This is a genomic window from Pseudomonas sp. (assembly GCF_017744435.1).
Classification (GTDB): domain Bacteria; phylum Pseudomonadota; class Gammaproteobacteria; order Pseudomonadales; family Pseudomonadaceae; genus Aquipseudomonas.
This window is the reverse complement of the sequence record NZ_JAGIBG010000016.1, coordinates 53,540-68,270: the sequence shown is the minus strand read 5'-3', so window position 1 is coordinate 68,270 and position 14,731 is coordinate 53,540. Positions and strand designations below refer to the sequence as shown.

Here is a 14,731-nt window from a genome sequence, read left to right as displayed (position 1 = left end):
AGGTAGGTCAGCGCTCGCCCTGGGCTCGGCGCACTTCCCAGGCCATGCGAACGCTGGCGCCCAGGTCGAAAAACGGTCGTGGCGGCAGGTAACCCGGGCGGGCCTGGCCCAGCACATCGCTCAGCAAGGCCGAATCGGCGCCCATGGCCATCTCCACCAACAAGCGGCCCCACAAGGTGCCGCGGGCAACACCGGAGCCATTGCACCCGGCCACGGCATGCAAGCCGTCCTCGACCCGGGCGAAGTAAGGCTCGCCGGAACGTGTGCCGCTGAGGTGGCCAGTCCAGGTGTATTCGAGGTCTTGGGCGGTGATACCCGGGAAACGCTTTTGCAGGCCCCACAGGTGCTCGCGCTGGCGTACGGCCAGGCCAGCGGCATCGATGTCGCGCTGGCGATACTCCACGGTATTGCGGATCAGCAGCCGGCGCCCCGGCAGCAGGCGCAAGGTGCAGCCGCCCGGCAAGGTGGACAGCACGCCCCAACCCTGGTCGTCGAACAATTGCTGCCAGGGCCCTTCGGTGAGCGGTCGGGTAATGCTGGCGCTCAGCTCCAACGGGAACGTGCCACTGCGCTTGAGGCCGACCCGTGGCAGGAACGCGCCCACACATACCAGGACCTGCCGGGCCTGCACCTCACCTGCTTCGGTAAGCGCAGTCCAGCCTTTGCCTGGGCGGCGGCGCAGCGCGGTGACGCCGCTGTGTTCGAAGACTTCCACCTGCTGGGGCAGGCTGTCAGCCAGGCCTTTGACGTAGCGGGCTGGCTGCATCAGCCCGTTGCCACCCGCGCAGTGAATGGCGCGGGCATAGAACGACGAGCCCAGGCGCTGTTGCAGAGCCGCGCCCTCGAGGAACTGCGCTTGGGCCCCCACGGACGCCAGGGTTTCCAGGGTCTGCTCGACCTGCTGCAGATGCGCCGGTTCATGCACCGCGAAGTGGTAGCCGTTGTCACTGAGTTCGCAGTCCAGCTTCAGCTCGGCGATGCGCCGACGTACCTCATTCCCCGCCGCCACGCCAATACGCGACGCTACCTGGTAACCGGCGTACCCTGCCGTGCCGATCAGTTCGTCAGCCCCAGGCAACTCATGGCTGACCACAAACCCGGAATTGCGCGCCGATGCGCCTTGGGCGACGCGCTGGCGGTCGAGCAACACCACCCGCTGCGAGGGCAATTGCCGCGCCAGGGTATGGGCTGCCGAGAGGCCGGTGATGCCGCCGCCGATAATCAGCCAGTCGGCCTGTTGCGTGCCCTCAAGGCGCGGCTTCAGCGGCGACTCTCCAGCCAGGGCGATCCAGCCACAGTGGTTGTTCATTGTCTGTCACTCCTTCACAATCGATGCGCAGGCGTGATCGACCAAAGATCCCCGGAAGCCCGCTGCACGCCCTTAATCTAAGGACATGGCGCCGAGAGTTCTAACGCTAATAATTCATCCATCCATTCGGAATTTGCATGGATACATACCTTCGTGTGCCCTCGCTGCAAGCACTGCAGGCGCTGGTCCGGGTCGCGGACACGCGCAACTTCACCGAAGCCGCCCGCCAGCTGCACCTGACCCAGAGCGCGATCAGCCGGCAGATCCAGCAGTTGGAGGAGCACTACCAGACCGTGCTGTTCGACCGCACCAGCCGCAAGGTCGCCCTGACCGAGCACGGTCGCGAGGTCTACGAGGTGGCGCGGGACCTGCTCAAGTCCCTGCGCACCTTGGAACAGCGTTTGGCACCAGCCCCCCTGGACCGCCCTTTTCGCATCCGCATCTTCGTCTCCCTGGCGGTGCGCTGGCTGTTGCCGCGGCTGAGTTCGTTCTACGCGGTGAACCCCGGGCTGACCCTGTCCATCGAGACCGTCAGCGGGGAACGGGTGGACGAAGGCGGCGATTGCGATGCCTATGTGCTGTACCTGCCTGACGGCCTGGACGACCGCCGGTTGACGCCACTGTTCGACGAATACCTGATCCCGGTGTGCGCCGCACAGCTGAACGACGGCCGTGCCCTACCCCGTTCGGCCGAGGCACTGGCCGGGCATTCGCTGATCCACGGTTCCACCTCGCGCTACGAATGGAACCTGTGGCTCAAGGCGCAGCAAGACCTGCCCGTGCACAGCTACCAGCACCTGCTGTTCAACCTCGACGACCTGGCGCTGGACGCCGCCGCCCGCGGCTTGGGCATCGCCATGACCGACCGCATGCTGGCCCACGACGCGCTGGTGCGCGGCGATCTGGTGGTGCCCTTCGGTGAAGCCCTGAAGACCGGCGGTGTGTATGCCCTCTGGCTACGGGACAGCGGCGCTGCTCATCCCGCGTGCCAGGCCGTGTTGAACTGGTTCGAAGAACAGGTGGAGCAGACCATGCAGCCGGGAAAACCGCTACGGTAGTAGGGGCAGTGGGCGAGATTGCTGGACTGATCTATCAACCAATGGAGAAGCGACTGAGCCGTTGAATGGCGCCTTCCGACCCAGAGCAAACACTACCCAAAGCTTTCGCTCAGACCATGGGAGATCGTGCCAAGGGAGACGGCCATCTGATCAATGATCATGTCATTCGCCACGGCGACCTGGAGAGCTTTCGACGTTTTTCCTGGTGTTCTCGTCAAGAAGGCTGCGCAGCACCTCGAACAGTGGATCGGCATCGGTGTACTGCTTGCCGTAACCCAGGTTGAAGGCGTAATCGAAGTCTGGCGGGTTCTTGCCTTGATTGTGCTGAAGGATGGTTTCCAGCTTGTCCAGCGCCTTGACCGCCTTGGCCTCAGGCGACTGTGCAGTTTCATAGTCTTCCCACAGCGCAAGAATTTCTGCCCTCAGCGTGTCATCCAGTGCACGGGTCAAGAGCAGGAGGTCGTTTCGCTCTTGTTGGCTCTTGTTGGGAAACGCATCCTTGCAAACAGCGGGAATATCGCCATTGATGGCTTCGCCCAAGTCATGGATGACGCACATCTTGATTAATTTCAGCTTATCGAGGCCGGCCAGCTGATCCTCGAAAACGATAGCCATCAGGCAGAGGCGCCAGCTATGTTCAGCCGTGCTTTCGGTACGGCCGGATGACGTATGTGCACTTCTGAGCACATCCTTGAGTTTTTCCGCTTCAGCTAGAAAGGCAAGACGCCCTTTGAGCTTTTCGATATCCATAGTTCCTCCTGACGCAGTCGGCGAACTGTGGGCTGCCGAATCTTGATCTGGGCAGCTTAGAGCTGCCAATGCACAGCGTCCACGCATAAAAAATGCAGGTGATTTGCGGTGCCATCGATCAGAGCGTTTCCACCAAGCGGGCGGCCGTTCCATCCGAGAGCGGGATACGTGTCCAGCGACAGAGGCTTTGGCTGATGGGAACGAGGCAGGAGTCATTGGTGCCGCTTGCAAACACCAGTGCGGGGGGAGCCAGTGCTTCTCTCCACCCCAGCTCGTCGAGCATGAATTCCTTGGCAATGATCTCCGGCGTTGCAAAACGCCAGAGTGACTGCCCCAGCAAGGTGCTGGCCGGCCTGGTGAACTGGGCTGCGCGTGAGGGGGAGCACGCCAGCAATCGATGCGTCAGGTCGCAAATGAGATGAACTGGCCGTGCGCTCTCCCTCACCAGCCGGGCCAATGCCTGATCGGCGTCTGCCTCAAGGCGGGCGGCAAGCAGCTTCTCCAAGGTTCTGCGCGAGATCGGGTCCAGCGCCAGCACGCCACTTTCCCAGCGAGAAATGGTTGATTGAGTGACGTTGAACAAGGTTGCCGCATGGGACTGTTTGACGCGGTGCAGCAGACGCCATCGCTTGAGCGCTACGCCGGGAAGTTCCGGCTTCGGCAACATGTCAGGCATTGCGGCTTCCGAAGAGTGAGCTGGATGGCGAGTTTGAGTGATGCAGGATAACCCTGCAAGTTGACTGGACCAGTGGGTCTTGCACAGGTTCATTCAACCCGTTGAAGCCATGGCCAACGCGCCTGGTAGCTTGCAGCTTTCTCCATGAACAAGTCTGGCCGTGGATTCAATTCGTTCATCCTGAGCCTGTTGTTCAGGAGGTCGCTCAGGCCGTGGGTGCTGTAGAGCTTACCTGTGCAGGCATCAACGCCCAGACAGGTCGAACGAATCAGATAGCGGTCGATGCCATCCGTTACCTTTTTCAGTGGTGGATAAATGCTGCCGAATTTCGCCTCGTACCATAAATGCACGCGGGCCTGATTGCGTACCTCAACATTGACGCTCATATGCGAGCACGCCTGGTGAACCCGGGCTATCACCCGGTTTTCCGCCTCCCACGACAAATCAGCATCAAAGTAAGCGATGTCATAGTCCTTGATGCCCCACTCAGGGGGGGGGGCCCCGCGCGGTGGTTCCAAAACGTCTGGAACAAGGCGCCTGCAACCAGCATGGAATGAGGGATATCCAATGTTGGCAAGATCTGCAGTAATGCACGGTTTATCCGGTTCTGGCGGATGATCTCCATCAGGTGCTCATCGGTAGGCGAATGCATGGGGGCCGTCCTTGGTGGTGTTGTCGGCATGGCCTGTGCTCACTCGAACCCCAGGATGGTGGGGCAAGTCTACATCTGCAACGAGAGCAGGATAGATCCAATCATGGTTTTTTCCGAGGTGCCGACTGCACAGAGCCATTGACTACCAATATTGGGTCGATAGCAGCCGTTTGCCAGTGACTGCATTCGCCCCGTTGCTGCCCTTCGTGAAGAGCAGCTATCGGCTGCAATCGGCACCCTCGAACAAGATCAAGCATTGCAAGGCGAGCGTTGTGGCATGGGCGTGGCCCAGCCTATTGCCTGAGGTGGTTGCTTCAATGGGTCAAGTAACCTTTGATGTAGCGCACTGTCTTTTCCAAAGCTCGCGCCATGTCGGGGTGGGTCAACTGATACTTCAGTTCCAATTGCCTGCTATGACTCATGTCGAAGCGCTGCGTCTGGATAAAGTTCAAGGACTCGGCGCTGATCGCGAATCGGGCCGCCAGTCCGGGAATTGTCAACAGCCATCTCAGTAGCCCTATCGGCACATGGCGCCGGGGTGCCGTGATATTCAGCGTCTTCGCTATCTGTTCAAGCATCTCCTGCAAGTTCGGTGTGTGCTCATAGAGCGCCAGGATCTGCTGGTTGGCCATCGCAGGGTCGAACGCCGCGCAGGTCATCATTGTCACCAGGTAATCGACGCTGACCAATGGCAACCAGTGCCTAGTGGTACCGGGGACAGCCTTGAACCGGCCTTGTGCCAGATTTCGAATGAGTTCTGCCAGGGGTTGCCCTTGCAGAATGTGCCCACTCTCGCTGTGGCCACATACCGTGGCAGGATGCACGATCGTGAAATCCGCGCCCGCTTGCTGCATGTAACGGATGACCGCAAAATGGGACTCGAGCTTGCTGCCTTCGTAGCCACCCACGCGGCCGTAGACTGCGGGCCAGTTCGTGTTTTCATGGCACTCATTGTCAACCCCGATACTGGCAAGGTGGCTAAGGTTTTGCAGCATGAAGCCACCCACCATCAGCAAGCGGATGCGCTGGCTCGCCGCAAGCCTGGCGACTCTCAGCGCCCCTTGCACATTGACTTCGCGGGCGCGCTCCATTGTCAGTCCCCAGGAAAATTGCGCCGCAAGGTGGAAGGCCACAGATGCCGAAGACACCCGCTGCTTGTCTGCCTCGCTGAGCCCAAGCCCCTCTCTGCTGATATCGCCCTCGACAGCATGGATACAGGCAGGGTTACCACCAAGTCGGCCTATCTGCTCCCTGACGCGCTCGATGTTTGCAGGGGTGCGCATAAGCACCCAGGTCTTGTGCCCTGTCGCGGTAAGACGGGCTAGTAAATGTTGACCTACAAACCCACTGCCGCCTGTGACGAAACATTCCACGCTCATGCCTGAATCCTTGTTTGGATGATGGGCGCAGGCTAAGGTGTAGAGCCTACTCTACAGTCAAGGAATTTTTACTGTGAACATTGGAGAGTTGGAGCGGCGCAGTGGAATTGGCCGTCATGCATTGCGCTATTACGAACAACTCGGGCTTATCGTGGCACATCGACAGGCCAACAACTACCGCAGCTACAGCGAGCAGACCGTTGTTGATCTGGCCTTCATTCAGAGTGCCCAGGGCGTAGGTTTTTCACTAACCGAGATTGGCGACATACTTGCGGCCAAGCGGGGTAATACGATCAATTGCGCGCAAGGTGCGGCCTTGGTCGCCAGCAAGATGGCCGAAATCCAGACGAAGATCAGCACCTTGCAAGCCACGTATGTTTTTCTGGAAGCAGAGCGTGCGAAGCTTGAAGCCAGTGCCATTGCCCTTGGACAGACTATTCCTCACCCTCCTGTACATGGCCATGCCGCAACGCAATAGTTTCAGCTTCCGGCTTGGCGATTGCCCGTGCCCCCCGCACCCTCGCAGGCCTGCTGGCCGATTACTGCCGAAGGCTGCCATGGGTCGAAAGCAGCCAGTCTCGAATGACCGCAATCGACCCGTTGCGGACATTCAAGGACTCGCCGAGAGATAGGGCTGCAGGTCGCAACGCGCCTCATCCCCTAGCAGACCAACCGTCACCTCGATCCCGGCCTGACGCAGGATGTCGATACCTGCCCCAGCGTTTCGCGGGTAGGGATCGAGCATTGCAACATATACTCGCGATACTCCCGCGCTCACCAAGGCCAACGCACATGACGGTGTTCGGCCTGTGAATGAACACGGTTCGAGCGTCACGTATGCCGTCAGGTCATCAAGCCTCTGTTCCAGCCGTGAAAGGGCCATCGCCTCGGCGTGATGAGCGCCAGGCGGCTGCGTGAACCCGGAGGCCACGACGCGTCCGTCGCGGACGATGACACAGCCCACTGGTGGGTTCGGCAGACACCCCGGCAGTGCCCGCCTACCCTGGGCCAGTGCCAGGCTCATGAAGACCTTGTGCCTGTCGTCAAACTCGCCGTGGTGCATAGCAAGCGGCATACCTGAATCCTTGGCTGTGAAATGCTGCGGTGAGGATACCGGATCTACACGCTGCACGGCTTTGCAGTATGCGTCCATGCAGCGAGCTTACACGCGACCAACAGACCCAAGCATGATTGTTCTCATTTATATGTGCAAAGTGCACACAATTAGATGAGCGATCTGTTGTCGATGATGCTCCCTGAATGTATATTCCCCCGCCATTGATGGCTTAATGCCACGCCACCTGTCGCGCGGTCTCAGCCCCTGCGATCCGCACTCCCTATCTCGTGCAACAGGACCCCAACGGGCATCGCCCGGTAATGGCTATTTCAGGAACGATCAATAGAAGGGCTATGTAGATGTTCGATGCAATCGGGAAGGTGTTGGCTGATATCAGCGTGAGGTCGAAACTGACCCTGGGCTTTGCCCTGGTTTTACTGTTGACCGTTGTGATCGCCGCAATCGGCTGGGGCGGCTTGAGTGGCCTGGGCGAGCGCAGTGCCAAGCTGAGCAGTATCGCCAAGATCAACGAAGAAGCACGCGACGTGCGCATCGCGCGCCTGAATTACACGGTGTCCCCCGGTTCTGCGCAGACCGCACTCATGGTCAAGGCAATGGACGAGCTAGGGCATCGCATCGAAACGCTCGCCGGGCAGTTCACCGACCCGGAGGACCTGCGCTGGATAGGCCAGGCAGGCAACGCGGTCGAACGTTACCGTACACACTTCCAGGATTATGCCCGTGCCATCGAAGGGCACGACGACGCCCAGGCCAGCCAGCACCTCGACGCGCTGGAGGCCGACCTCAAGGGGCTGCTGGAAGCGTCCGGGCAGTTGTCGAACAGCCAGTCGACAAAGCGTGACCATGAGGTGCAGTCGTCGATCCAGCGCTTGATCCTCGCGACGTTGCTGGCCCTGGTATTCGGTGCCCTGGCGGCCTGGTTGATCACCCGCCTGATCGTGCTGCCATTGAAACAAGCCCTGCAGAGCGCCGAGCAGGTAGCCAATGGCAACCTGAGCCAGGACATCCTGGTATCGCGGCGTGACGAACTGGGTGAGTTGCAGGCCAGCATGCAGCGCATGACCCTGAACCTGCGCGACCTGATCAGCGGGTTGCGCGACGGCGTGGCGCAGATTGCCGGTGCCGCCGAAGAACTCTCTGCCGTAACCGAGCAAACCAGTGCCGGCGTCAGCAGCCAGAAGGTCGAGACCGATCAGGTGGCCACGGCCATGAACGAGATGGCCTCCACCGTGCAGGACGTGGCACGCAGCGCCGAACAAGCCTCAAATGCAGCAGTCAATGCCGGCCATGAGGCACGCGAAAGCGATGCCGTGGTCAACCAGGCTATCGAGCAGATTACCCACCTGGACACCGAGGTGGGTCATTCGACCGAGGCCATGGCCCAGCTCAAGCGGGAAAGTGACAAGATCGGCACGGTACTGGATGTGATCAAGTCGGTCGCCCAACAGACCAACCTGCTCGCCTTGAACGCGGCCATCGAAGCTGCACGTGCCGGTGAGGCCGGTCGTGGTTTTGCCGTGGTCGCCGATGAAGTGCGCAGCCTGGCGCAACGCACCCAGACCTCCACTGAAGAAATCGAGGAGCTGATTGGCGGCTTGCACCGCGGCACGCAGCAGGTGGGCGACATTCTGGAGCGCAGCCGCGCCCTGACCAGCAACAGTGTCGAACTGACCCGCCGCGCCGGCGCTTCGCTGTTGAACATCAGCCGTTCGGTGTCCACCATCGAATCGATGAACCTGCAGATCGCCACGGCATCGGAGCAACAGAGCGTTGTGGCCGAGGAGATCAATCGCAGTGTGCTCAACGTGCGCGACGTGTCCGAGCAGACCGCCACGGCCAGCGAGGAAACCGCCGCATCGAGTGTCAAGCTGGCTCGCCTGGGCGCGGACCTGCAAGTGCTGGTGGGTAAATTCAGGCTTTGACCCGATGCCAGGGAGGCGCAATGCAGCTTGCGTGAAATCCTGCTTTGGTGTCATAACCAGAGCGCTGCACAGTGCCTCACCTCGCCAGCCTTCGCAAAACTGACCCGCTCGAATGGGAGAAGAAAATGAAGCTCTTTTACTCGCCAGGTGCCTGTTCGCTCTCGCCGCACATCGTCCTCAACGAACTGGGCCTGCCCTACACCGTCGAAAAAGTCGACCTCAAGCAGCACACGACTGCCAGCGGCGAGGATTTCTACACGATCAACAGCAAGGGCTATGTTCCCGCCCTGCAACTGGATAACGGCGCAGTCCTCACCGAGGGCCCGGCCATCGTCCAATACCTCGCCGACCAGAATCCCCAGGCCAACCTGCTGCCCCCAGCAGGCTCGCTGGAACGCGCGCGGGTACAGGAATGGCTGAACTTCATTGGCACCGAGGTGCACAAGACCCTCGCCGCCCTTTTCAATCCAAGCATCAGCGCGGAGGCCAAGAGCAAGACCATCGAGACCTTCGGCAAGCGCCTGGGCTTCGTGGACAAGGCCTTGCAAGGCAACGACTTCCTGACCGGCAAGCAGTTCAGCGTGGCCGATGCCTACCTGTTTACCATCGTGAACTGGGCGCCAATGCTGGGCATTGACCTTTCACCCTGGCCAACGGTGGCGGAATTCCAGAAACGCGTCGCCAGCCGCCCGGCCGTACAGAAAACCCTGCAAACCGAAGGCTTGATCTGACCCTCGCCGGGCTCAAGCCCCCTGCCCTTTGCGGGCATGAGCCCGACCAGGCCCAGGTGAGTGCCCACACCGGCACAGGTCAGTCGTCGTCGCGCCAGTCCCGGTGGTGGTTGCGCCAACCATAGTGATGGCCACGGTCGTGGTGGTGACGACGCCAGCCCTGATCGTCGTCGTCATCATCGTCATAGTCGCGCCCACGGGAGTGGTGACCACTTTCATCGTCATATTCGCGGCCCATGTGGTTGCCCAAGGCACCGCCCACGCCGCCACCGGCTGCCGCACCGATCAGGCTGCCCGTGGTACCGCCCATCTGACGACCTACCACGTTGCCGCCGGCGGCACCCAGTGCGCCACCAATGGCCGCTTCGCCACGGCTGTGCTTGTTGGCACCCACCGCACCACCGGCCGCGCCACCCAGGCCTGCGCCGATTGCCGAGCCGGTGTTGCCGCCGATCGACTGGCCGACCACCGAGCCCAGTACCCCACCCAATGCGCCGCCTATGCCTGCTTCGGTATTGCCGCCTGCCGATGCAACGCCGCTCAGCAGGCCAAGTGACAACAACAGAATCGAGGAGTACTTCATTCATGAAAGCCTCAAAGGAATGCCGAGGCGATCCTGAGGCTCTGCACGGGGGCTTACAATGGAAATCCGACGAGTAACACGCGTTGGAAAAATTCTCTAACTTACTGTTTTTTCAGTGAAACTTTGTGGATTTTTGACGGTCTTCGGTTACTTGTCATGGCCTCCTCGATCGCGGCCGCCCATGGCCGGCCGCAGTCCGGACGCTTGTTGGGCCTCAAGGGCCTTCAGGCAAAATGCCGCAGTGCGCTGTCATCCCACTCATGGCCCGCGTGCGACCAGCCATTGTCCATCGGCAACGGGAACCCGGTACGGCAATGCCCCTGCTTGGCTTCGAAGTCGAAGACCGCATGCGGGTAGTCGTTGATCAGCAGCAGCGCCTTGCGGTGGTCCTCGGACCAGGCAATCTTGACCATCGAGGGCTTGTCCCGGTCCGCGACGCTCTCCACGTCGTAGATGTGCAGCGCATTCTGGATCGGGTTGCCGGCGCCTGAGGCATCCAGGGCGTAGAAATAGCCGGTTTCCTCGTCGTCCTCGAACACCACGACGTAGGGCCCTTCCCCGGCTGGCGCCTCGACCACCAGGCCGTCCCCTACGAACAATTCGTTTTGCGCAGCAAGATAGGCAGGCATGTGGGCGTTCCTTTTCCTGTGTCTGGAGGCTGGATCATGCCCAGCAACGGATGCCCGCTGCAAGCGAATCAGGTGTGGGCCTGATACCTCAAGCCAGCACCGGCTTGAGCAACGCCTGCGCCTCATACAGCATCGCCAGGTAGCGCAGGCGCATCTCATCGATGCTCAACCGCGAAGCATGGGTGGTGATGGTCAAGGTCGCCTGCAACTGGCCGCTGCGGTCGAGCAGCGGCACGCCCAACACGCGCATGCCGATTTCGTATTCCTGATCGACAATGCTGTAGCCCTGCGCCCTCACCCGCTGCAACTCTGCCATTAACTGCGCCTTGTCGGTCAGGGTGTATGGCGTCAGCGCATTCAGCGGGTTGCGCGCAAAGTACTCCTCGCGCTGCCCCTCCTCCAACCACGCCAGCCAGACCCGGCCGCTTGCCGTGCAATACATCGGCACCCGTGACCCGGGGCGGATCGACAACGAAGCAATGTGGCTGTAGCGGCTGCGCACCAGGTGAATGATTTCGTCGCCATCACGGCTGCCCACCGACACATGCTCCTGGGTCTGCCGCGCCACCTGCTCGACGATCGGCCGCAGCATGCGCGGCAACTGCGCCGAATCGACATAGGCCTGGCCGAGGCGCAGGGCCTTGGGCGTCAGCCAGTAATGGCGGTTGTCGGTCTCGGCAAAGCCTTCGTGCACCAGCGTCAGCAGAAAGCGCCGTGTGGCACTGGGGGTCAGGCCGGACAGCCTGGCCGCCTGGGGCACGCTCAGGCGTGGTTGCTCGGCACTGAACAGTTGCATCAGCGCCAGGCCTTTTTGCAGGCCGGCGATCAGGTCGCGGGGGTGGATCTCGGGCTGGGGCATGAACTCGGCTCTTGAAAAGTGGCACTCAATGCGATTACCGCTTGATGACTGCGATTATCGCACTGAATGCCCGATAAGCGCATTGTTGATGAAACCGCCCCGCGCCAAGCTGGCCTCCACAACAACAGCCATAACGGAGGTCAGCATGATCCGAGGTTCGACAGAACTGGTCGCCATCGTCGGTTCGCCTATTGCCCAGGTGAAGTCGCCGGAGAACTTCAACACCTGGTTCGCCAACAACGCTCGCGACCTGGCGATGCTTCCCATCGACCTGCAGGAAACGGCGCTGGACGCCTTCGTCGACAACCTGCGTGGTTGGCGCAACCTGCGCGGCTGTGTGGTCACCGTGCCCTACAAGCAGGCCCTGGCCACACGACTGGATGGGCTCAGCGAACGCGCCAAGGCACTGGGCTCGGTCAACGTGATCCGCCGCGAGCGCGACGGCCGCCTGCTGGGCGACAACGTCGATGGCGCGGGCTTCCTCGGCGCCGCCCGCCAGCATGGCTTCGTGGCCAGCGGCAAGCGTGCGCTGGTGGTGGGCTGCGGCGGGGTCGGCAGTGCGATTGCCTATGCACTGGGCGAAGCGGGCGTCGCCAGTATTACCCTCGGCGACCCCAGCGCCGAACGCGTCGGGGCGCTGGGTGAAGTGCTCGGCACTGCCTTCCCGGCTCTGGAAATCGCCGCGCACTACGGCTCGCTGGATGGCTTCGACCTGGTCGTCAACGCCTCCCCCGTCGGCATGGGCAACAGCGGCGAACTGCCGTTGCCGGTGGCACTGCTGGAGACCCTGAACGCCGCCACGCTGGTAGCCGACGTGGTCACCTCGCCGGAAATCACCCCGCTGCTGCACAAGGCGCGGGAACGCGGCTGCCCGGTCCAGACCGGTGCGCAGATGGCCTTCGCCCAGCTGGGCCACCTCGGCGCCTTCATGGGCGTCACCCCGCTGGAGATCTGAAGCCATGAGCGCTAGCGAACAAGCGGTGTTCGACCTGGTGGTCCTCGGCAGCGGTGCCGGAGGGTTCGCCACCGCCGCCACGGCGGCCCGCCGCGGGCTGAAGGTGCTGGTGGTGGAAAAGGCCGAACGCTTTGGCGGTACCTCGGCGATTTCCGGCGGCGCAGCGTGGATCTACGGCAGCGATCAGGCCCAGGCTGCCGGTGCCAAGGACTCCCCCGAGGCCATGCGCACCTACCTGAAGACCATCATCGGCGCTGGTTACAACCCGGCGCTGGTGGATGCCTTCATCGAGCAGGGCCACCAGGCCCTGCGCTGGCTGGAGCACAACACCGAACTGCGCTACGGCCTGCGCCCGCACTCGCCCGACTACTACCCCGACGAACCCGGTGCCACCGAGTTCGGTCGCGCCCTGGAGATGGTCGAGTACGACGGCCGCCACCTCGGCTCGCGCTTCGAGGACTTGAAGATGCCGCCGCCGGGCATGCTGCTGTTCGGCGGCATGATGGTCAACCGCGTGGACATTCAGCACTTCCTCAACCTGCGCCGCTCGCCCGCCTCGCTGTGGCACTGCCTGAAGCTGATGGCGCGGTATGCGCGGGACCGCCTGCGTCACCCACGAGGCACTCGACTGACCACCGGCAACGCGCTGATCGCGCGCCTGGCCAGCAGCGCCTTTGCCCACGGCACTGAACTGTGGCTGCGCAGCGAGGCCGAGGAACTGATCGTCGAGCGCGACAGGGTGACCGGCGTGGTGGTGATGCGCGAAGGCCGACGGGTACGGGTGCAGGCTCGCGGTGGCGTGGTCTGCGCCATGGGCGGTTTTGCTGCCGGGCAGCTGGCCGCCCGCTATCGTCCGGATGCCGCATCGCCACACCTGAGCATGTCGCCGCTTACCAATGACGGCGCCGCCCTGCGCCTTGGCGAGGCGGTGGCAGCGGCCCAGGGCGACGGCCTGGCAGCCAATTTCTTCTGGGCGCCGGTGTCCGAGCTGCGCCATGCCAATGGCGAGCGCGAGCGCTTTCCGCACCTGGTCACTGACCGCGCCAAGCCCGGGGTGATCGCGGTCGACCCGGCCGGGCGGCGCTTCGTCAACGAATCCAACTCGTACCACCACTTCGTGCAGACCATGTTCGCCAACGGCATCGGCCACTGCTGGTTGATCTGCGACGCCGAAGCGATGAACCGCTATGGCCTGGGTCTGGCGCGGCCCAAACCGGTGGACAACACGGCGCTGGTCACCGCCGGCTACCTGCACAGCGCCGCCAGCGTGGCGGCGCTGGCCGAGGCCATCGGCGTCGATCCACAGGCCTTGCAGCAGACGCTGGAGCACTTCAATGCCGACGCCCGCAACGGCATCGACCGTGCATTCGGCAAGGGCGGCAACAGCTACAACCGCTACATGGGCGACCCACAGCACCAGCCCAACCCGTGCCTGGCCCCGCTGACCAAGGCGCCGTTCCATGCCATCCGCCTCCACACCGGCGACCTCGGCTCGGCACGCGGCCTGGTGACCGACGCCAATGCCAATGTGCTGAACCGCAGTGGCGCGCCCATTGCCGGGCTGTATGCGGTGGGCAACGACATGAATTCAATGATGAACGGCACCTACCCCGGCCCCGGGATCACCCTCGGCCCCGCCCTCACCTTCGGCTGGATCGCAGCCAGCCATATCGCCGAGCGCCTGCAGGCGCCCGCCACCCACCAGGAGATACCTGCATGTACTACGAACTGAGAACCTACACCCTCGACCCGCTGAAAATGGCCGACTGGCTGGCCCTGTACCAGAGCCATGCACTGGAAGTGCAAAGCGAGCACCTGGGCAACCTGGTGGGCTTCTTCACCAGCGAATTCGGCGAGGTGAACCAGGTGGTGCACCTGTGGGCCTACGCCAGCCTCGACGAGCGCATGGCACGCCGCGCCGCGATGGCGGCCGACCCACGCTGGGCGGAGTTCTCGCGGCGCAACCGGGAGCTGGGCGCAGTGCTGCAACTGCACTCGCGGCTACTGCGGCCCACGGGCTTTTCGCCGCTGCAATAACCCGCACCTCTGACTAGCGCCGACCCTGTAGGAGCCGCGCTTGCCGGCGATGGGCCGCGAAGCGGCCCCACAATTTCAAGGTTGCTGCATAAATAGCCGGGTCCGCTTCGCGG

General features: G+C 62.4%; 15 protein-coding genes and 1 pseudogene. 7 read left to right on the top strand and 9 right to left on the bottom strand.

Going from position 1 to position 14,731, the window contains the following annotated elements:
• Positions 1 to 7 precede the first annotated feature (7 nt).
• Positions 8 to 1,309: an FAD-binding oxidoreductase gene (locus J7573_RS13170; RefSeq protein ID WP_294335432.1), complete on the bottom strand. Its 1,302-nt coding sequence runs from the start codon at positions 1,307 to 1,309 to the stop codon at positions 8 to 10.
• A gap of 137 nt (positions 1,310 to 1,446) precedes the next feature.
• On the opposite strand from J7573_RS13170, the gene J7573_RS13165 reads away from it, so the two are divergent.
• Entirely contained in the window at positions 1,447 to 2,367 is a 921-nt protein-coding gene (locus J7573_RS13165; protein WP_294335431.1) for a LysR substrate-binding domain-containing protein, read from the top strand.
• Positions 2,368 to 2,529: 162 nt separating this feature from the next.
• Here the strand turns inward: J7573_RS13165 and J7573_RS13160 are convergent, their stop codons facing one another.
• The 4 genes and pseudogenes from J7573_RS13160 to J7573_RS13145 all read right to left on the bottom strand — a co-directional run bounded on the left by J7573_RS13160 (position 2,530) and on the right by J7573_RS13145 (position 5,824).
• The gene (locus tag J7573_RS13160; RefSeq protein WP_294335430.1) at positions 2,530 to 3,117 is read right to left on the bottom strand and encodes an HD domain-containing protein; all 588 of its coding nucleotides are present in this window, start codon (positions 3,115 to 3,117) and stop codon (positions 2,530 to 2,532) included.
• A 118-nt stretch (positions 3,118 to 3,235) separates the two neighbouring features.
• Positions 3,236 to 3,793 carry a helix-turn-helix transcriptional regulator gene (locus tag J7573_RS13155; RefSeq protein WP_294335429.1) on the bottom strand — a complete coding sequence of 186 codons (558 nt, stop codon included), beginning with the start codon at positions 3,791 to 3,793 and terminating at the stop codon, positions 3,236 to 3,238.
• 89 nt (positions 3,794 to 3,882) lie between these two features.
• Positions 3,883 to 4,445: pseudogene (locus J7573_RS13150) on the bottom strand (nucleotidyltransferase family protein).
• A gap of 314 nt (positions 4,446 to 4,759) precedes the next feature.
• Positions 4,760 to 5,824 carry an SDR family oxidoreductase gene (locus J7573_RS13145; RefSeq protein ID WP_294335428.1) on the bottom strand — a complete coding sequence of 355 codons (1,065 nt, stop codon included), beginning with the start codon at positions 5,822 to 5,824 and terminating at the stop codon, positions 4,760 to 4,762.
• A 73-nt stretch (positions 5,825 to 5,897) separates the two neighbouring features.
• Between J7573_RS13145 and J7573_RS13140 the strand changes: the two genes are divergently transcribed.
• Positions 5,898 to 6,302: a MerR family transcriptional regulator gene (locus J7573_RS13140; protein WP_294335427.1), complete on the top strand. Its 405-nt coding sequence runs from the start codon at positions 5,898 to 5,900 to the stop codon at positions 6,300 to 6,302.
• A 132-nt stretch (positions 6,303 to 6,434) separates the two neighbouring features.
• Here J7573_RS13140 and J7573_RS13135 read toward each other — a convergent pair whose 3' ends face one another.
• Positions 6,435 to 6,887, bottom strand: coding sequence for a bifunctional diaminohydroxyphosphoribosylaminopyrimidine deaminase/5-amino-6-(5-phosphoribosylamino)uracil reductase RibD (locus J7573_RS13135; RefSeq protein ID WP_363263797.1), 453 nt, complete (start codon positions 6,885 to 6,887; stop codon positions 6,435 to 6,437).
• A gap of 353 nt (positions 6,888 to 7,240) precedes the next feature.
• Here J7573_RS13135 and J7573_RS13130 point away from each other — a divergent pair, with 353 nt between their 5' ends.
• Positions 7,241 to 8,824 carry a methyl-accepting chemotaxis protein gene (locus J7573_RS13130; protein ID WP_294335426.1) on the top strand — a complete coding sequence of 528 codons (1,584 nt, stop codon included), beginning with the start codon at positions 7,241 to 7,243 and terminating at the stop codon, positions 8,822 to 8,824.
• A 125-nt stretch (positions 8,825 to 8,949) separates the two neighbouring features.
• Entirely contained in the window at positions 8,950 to 9,555 is a 606-nt protein-coding gene (gene gstA, locus J7573_RS13125) for a glutathione transferase GstA (protein ID WP_294335425.1), read from the top strand.
• Between the two features lie 79 nt (positions 9,556 to 9,634).
• On the opposite strand, the gene J7573_RS13120 is transcribed toward gstA, so the two are convergent.
• The 3 genes from J7573_RS13120 to J7573_RS13110 form a co-directional block, all read right to left on the bottom strand.
• Positions 9,635 to 10,138, bottom strand: a complete 504-nt coding sequence (locus tag J7573_RS13120; protein WP_294335424.1) for a glycine zipper domain-containing protein — start codon at positions 10,136 to 10,138, stop codon at positions 9,635 to 9,637.
• Positions 10,139 to 10,362: 224 nt separating this feature from the next.
• On the bottom strand, positions 10,363 to 10,767 hold the full coding sequence (locus tag J7573_RS13115; protein ID WP_294335423.1) for a DUF2251 domain-containing protein: 405 nt from the start codon (positions 10,765 to 10,767) through the stop codon (positions 10,363 to 10,365).
• Positions 10,768 to 10,855: 88 nt separating this feature from the next.
• Positions 10,856 to 11,626 (bottom strand): IclR family transcriptional regulator C-terminal domain-containing protein, encoded by a 771-nt coding sequence (locus J7573_RS13110; protein WP_294335422.1) that lies wholly within the window; start codon positions 11,624 to 11,626, stop codon positions 10,856 to 10,858.
• Positions 11,627 to 11,771: 145 nt separating this feature from the next.
• Between J7573_RS13110 and J7573_RS13105 the strand changes: the two genes are divergently transcribed.
• From J7573_RS13105 to J7573_RS13095, 3 genes are read left to right on the top strand one after another with little or no spacing between them, the layout of a single operon-like run.
• Positions 11,772 to 12,581, top strand: coding sequence for a shikimate dehydrogenase (locus tag J7573_RS13105; protein WP_294335421.1), 810 nt, complete (start codon positions 11,772 to 11,774; stop codon positions 12,579 to 12,581).
• A 4-nt stretch (positions 12,582 to 12,585) separates the two neighbouring features.
• A complete protein-coding gene (locus J7573_RS13100; RefSeq protein WP_294335420.1) occupies positions 12,586 to 14,313 on the top strand; it encodes an FAD-dependent oxidoreductase in 1,728 nt (575 codons plus the stop codon).
• The gene (locus tag J7573_RS13095) at positions 14,298 to 14,618 is read left to right on the top strand and encodes an NIPSNAP family protein (RefSeq protein ID WP_294335418.1); all 321 of its coding nucleotides are present in this window, start codon (positions 14,298 to 14,300) and stop codon (positions 14,616 to 14,618) included. The genes J7573_RS13100 and J7573_RS13095 overlap by 16 nt, the downstream gene beginning before the upstream one ends.
• The last annotated feature ends 113 nt before the right edge of the window (positions 14,619 to 14,731 follow it).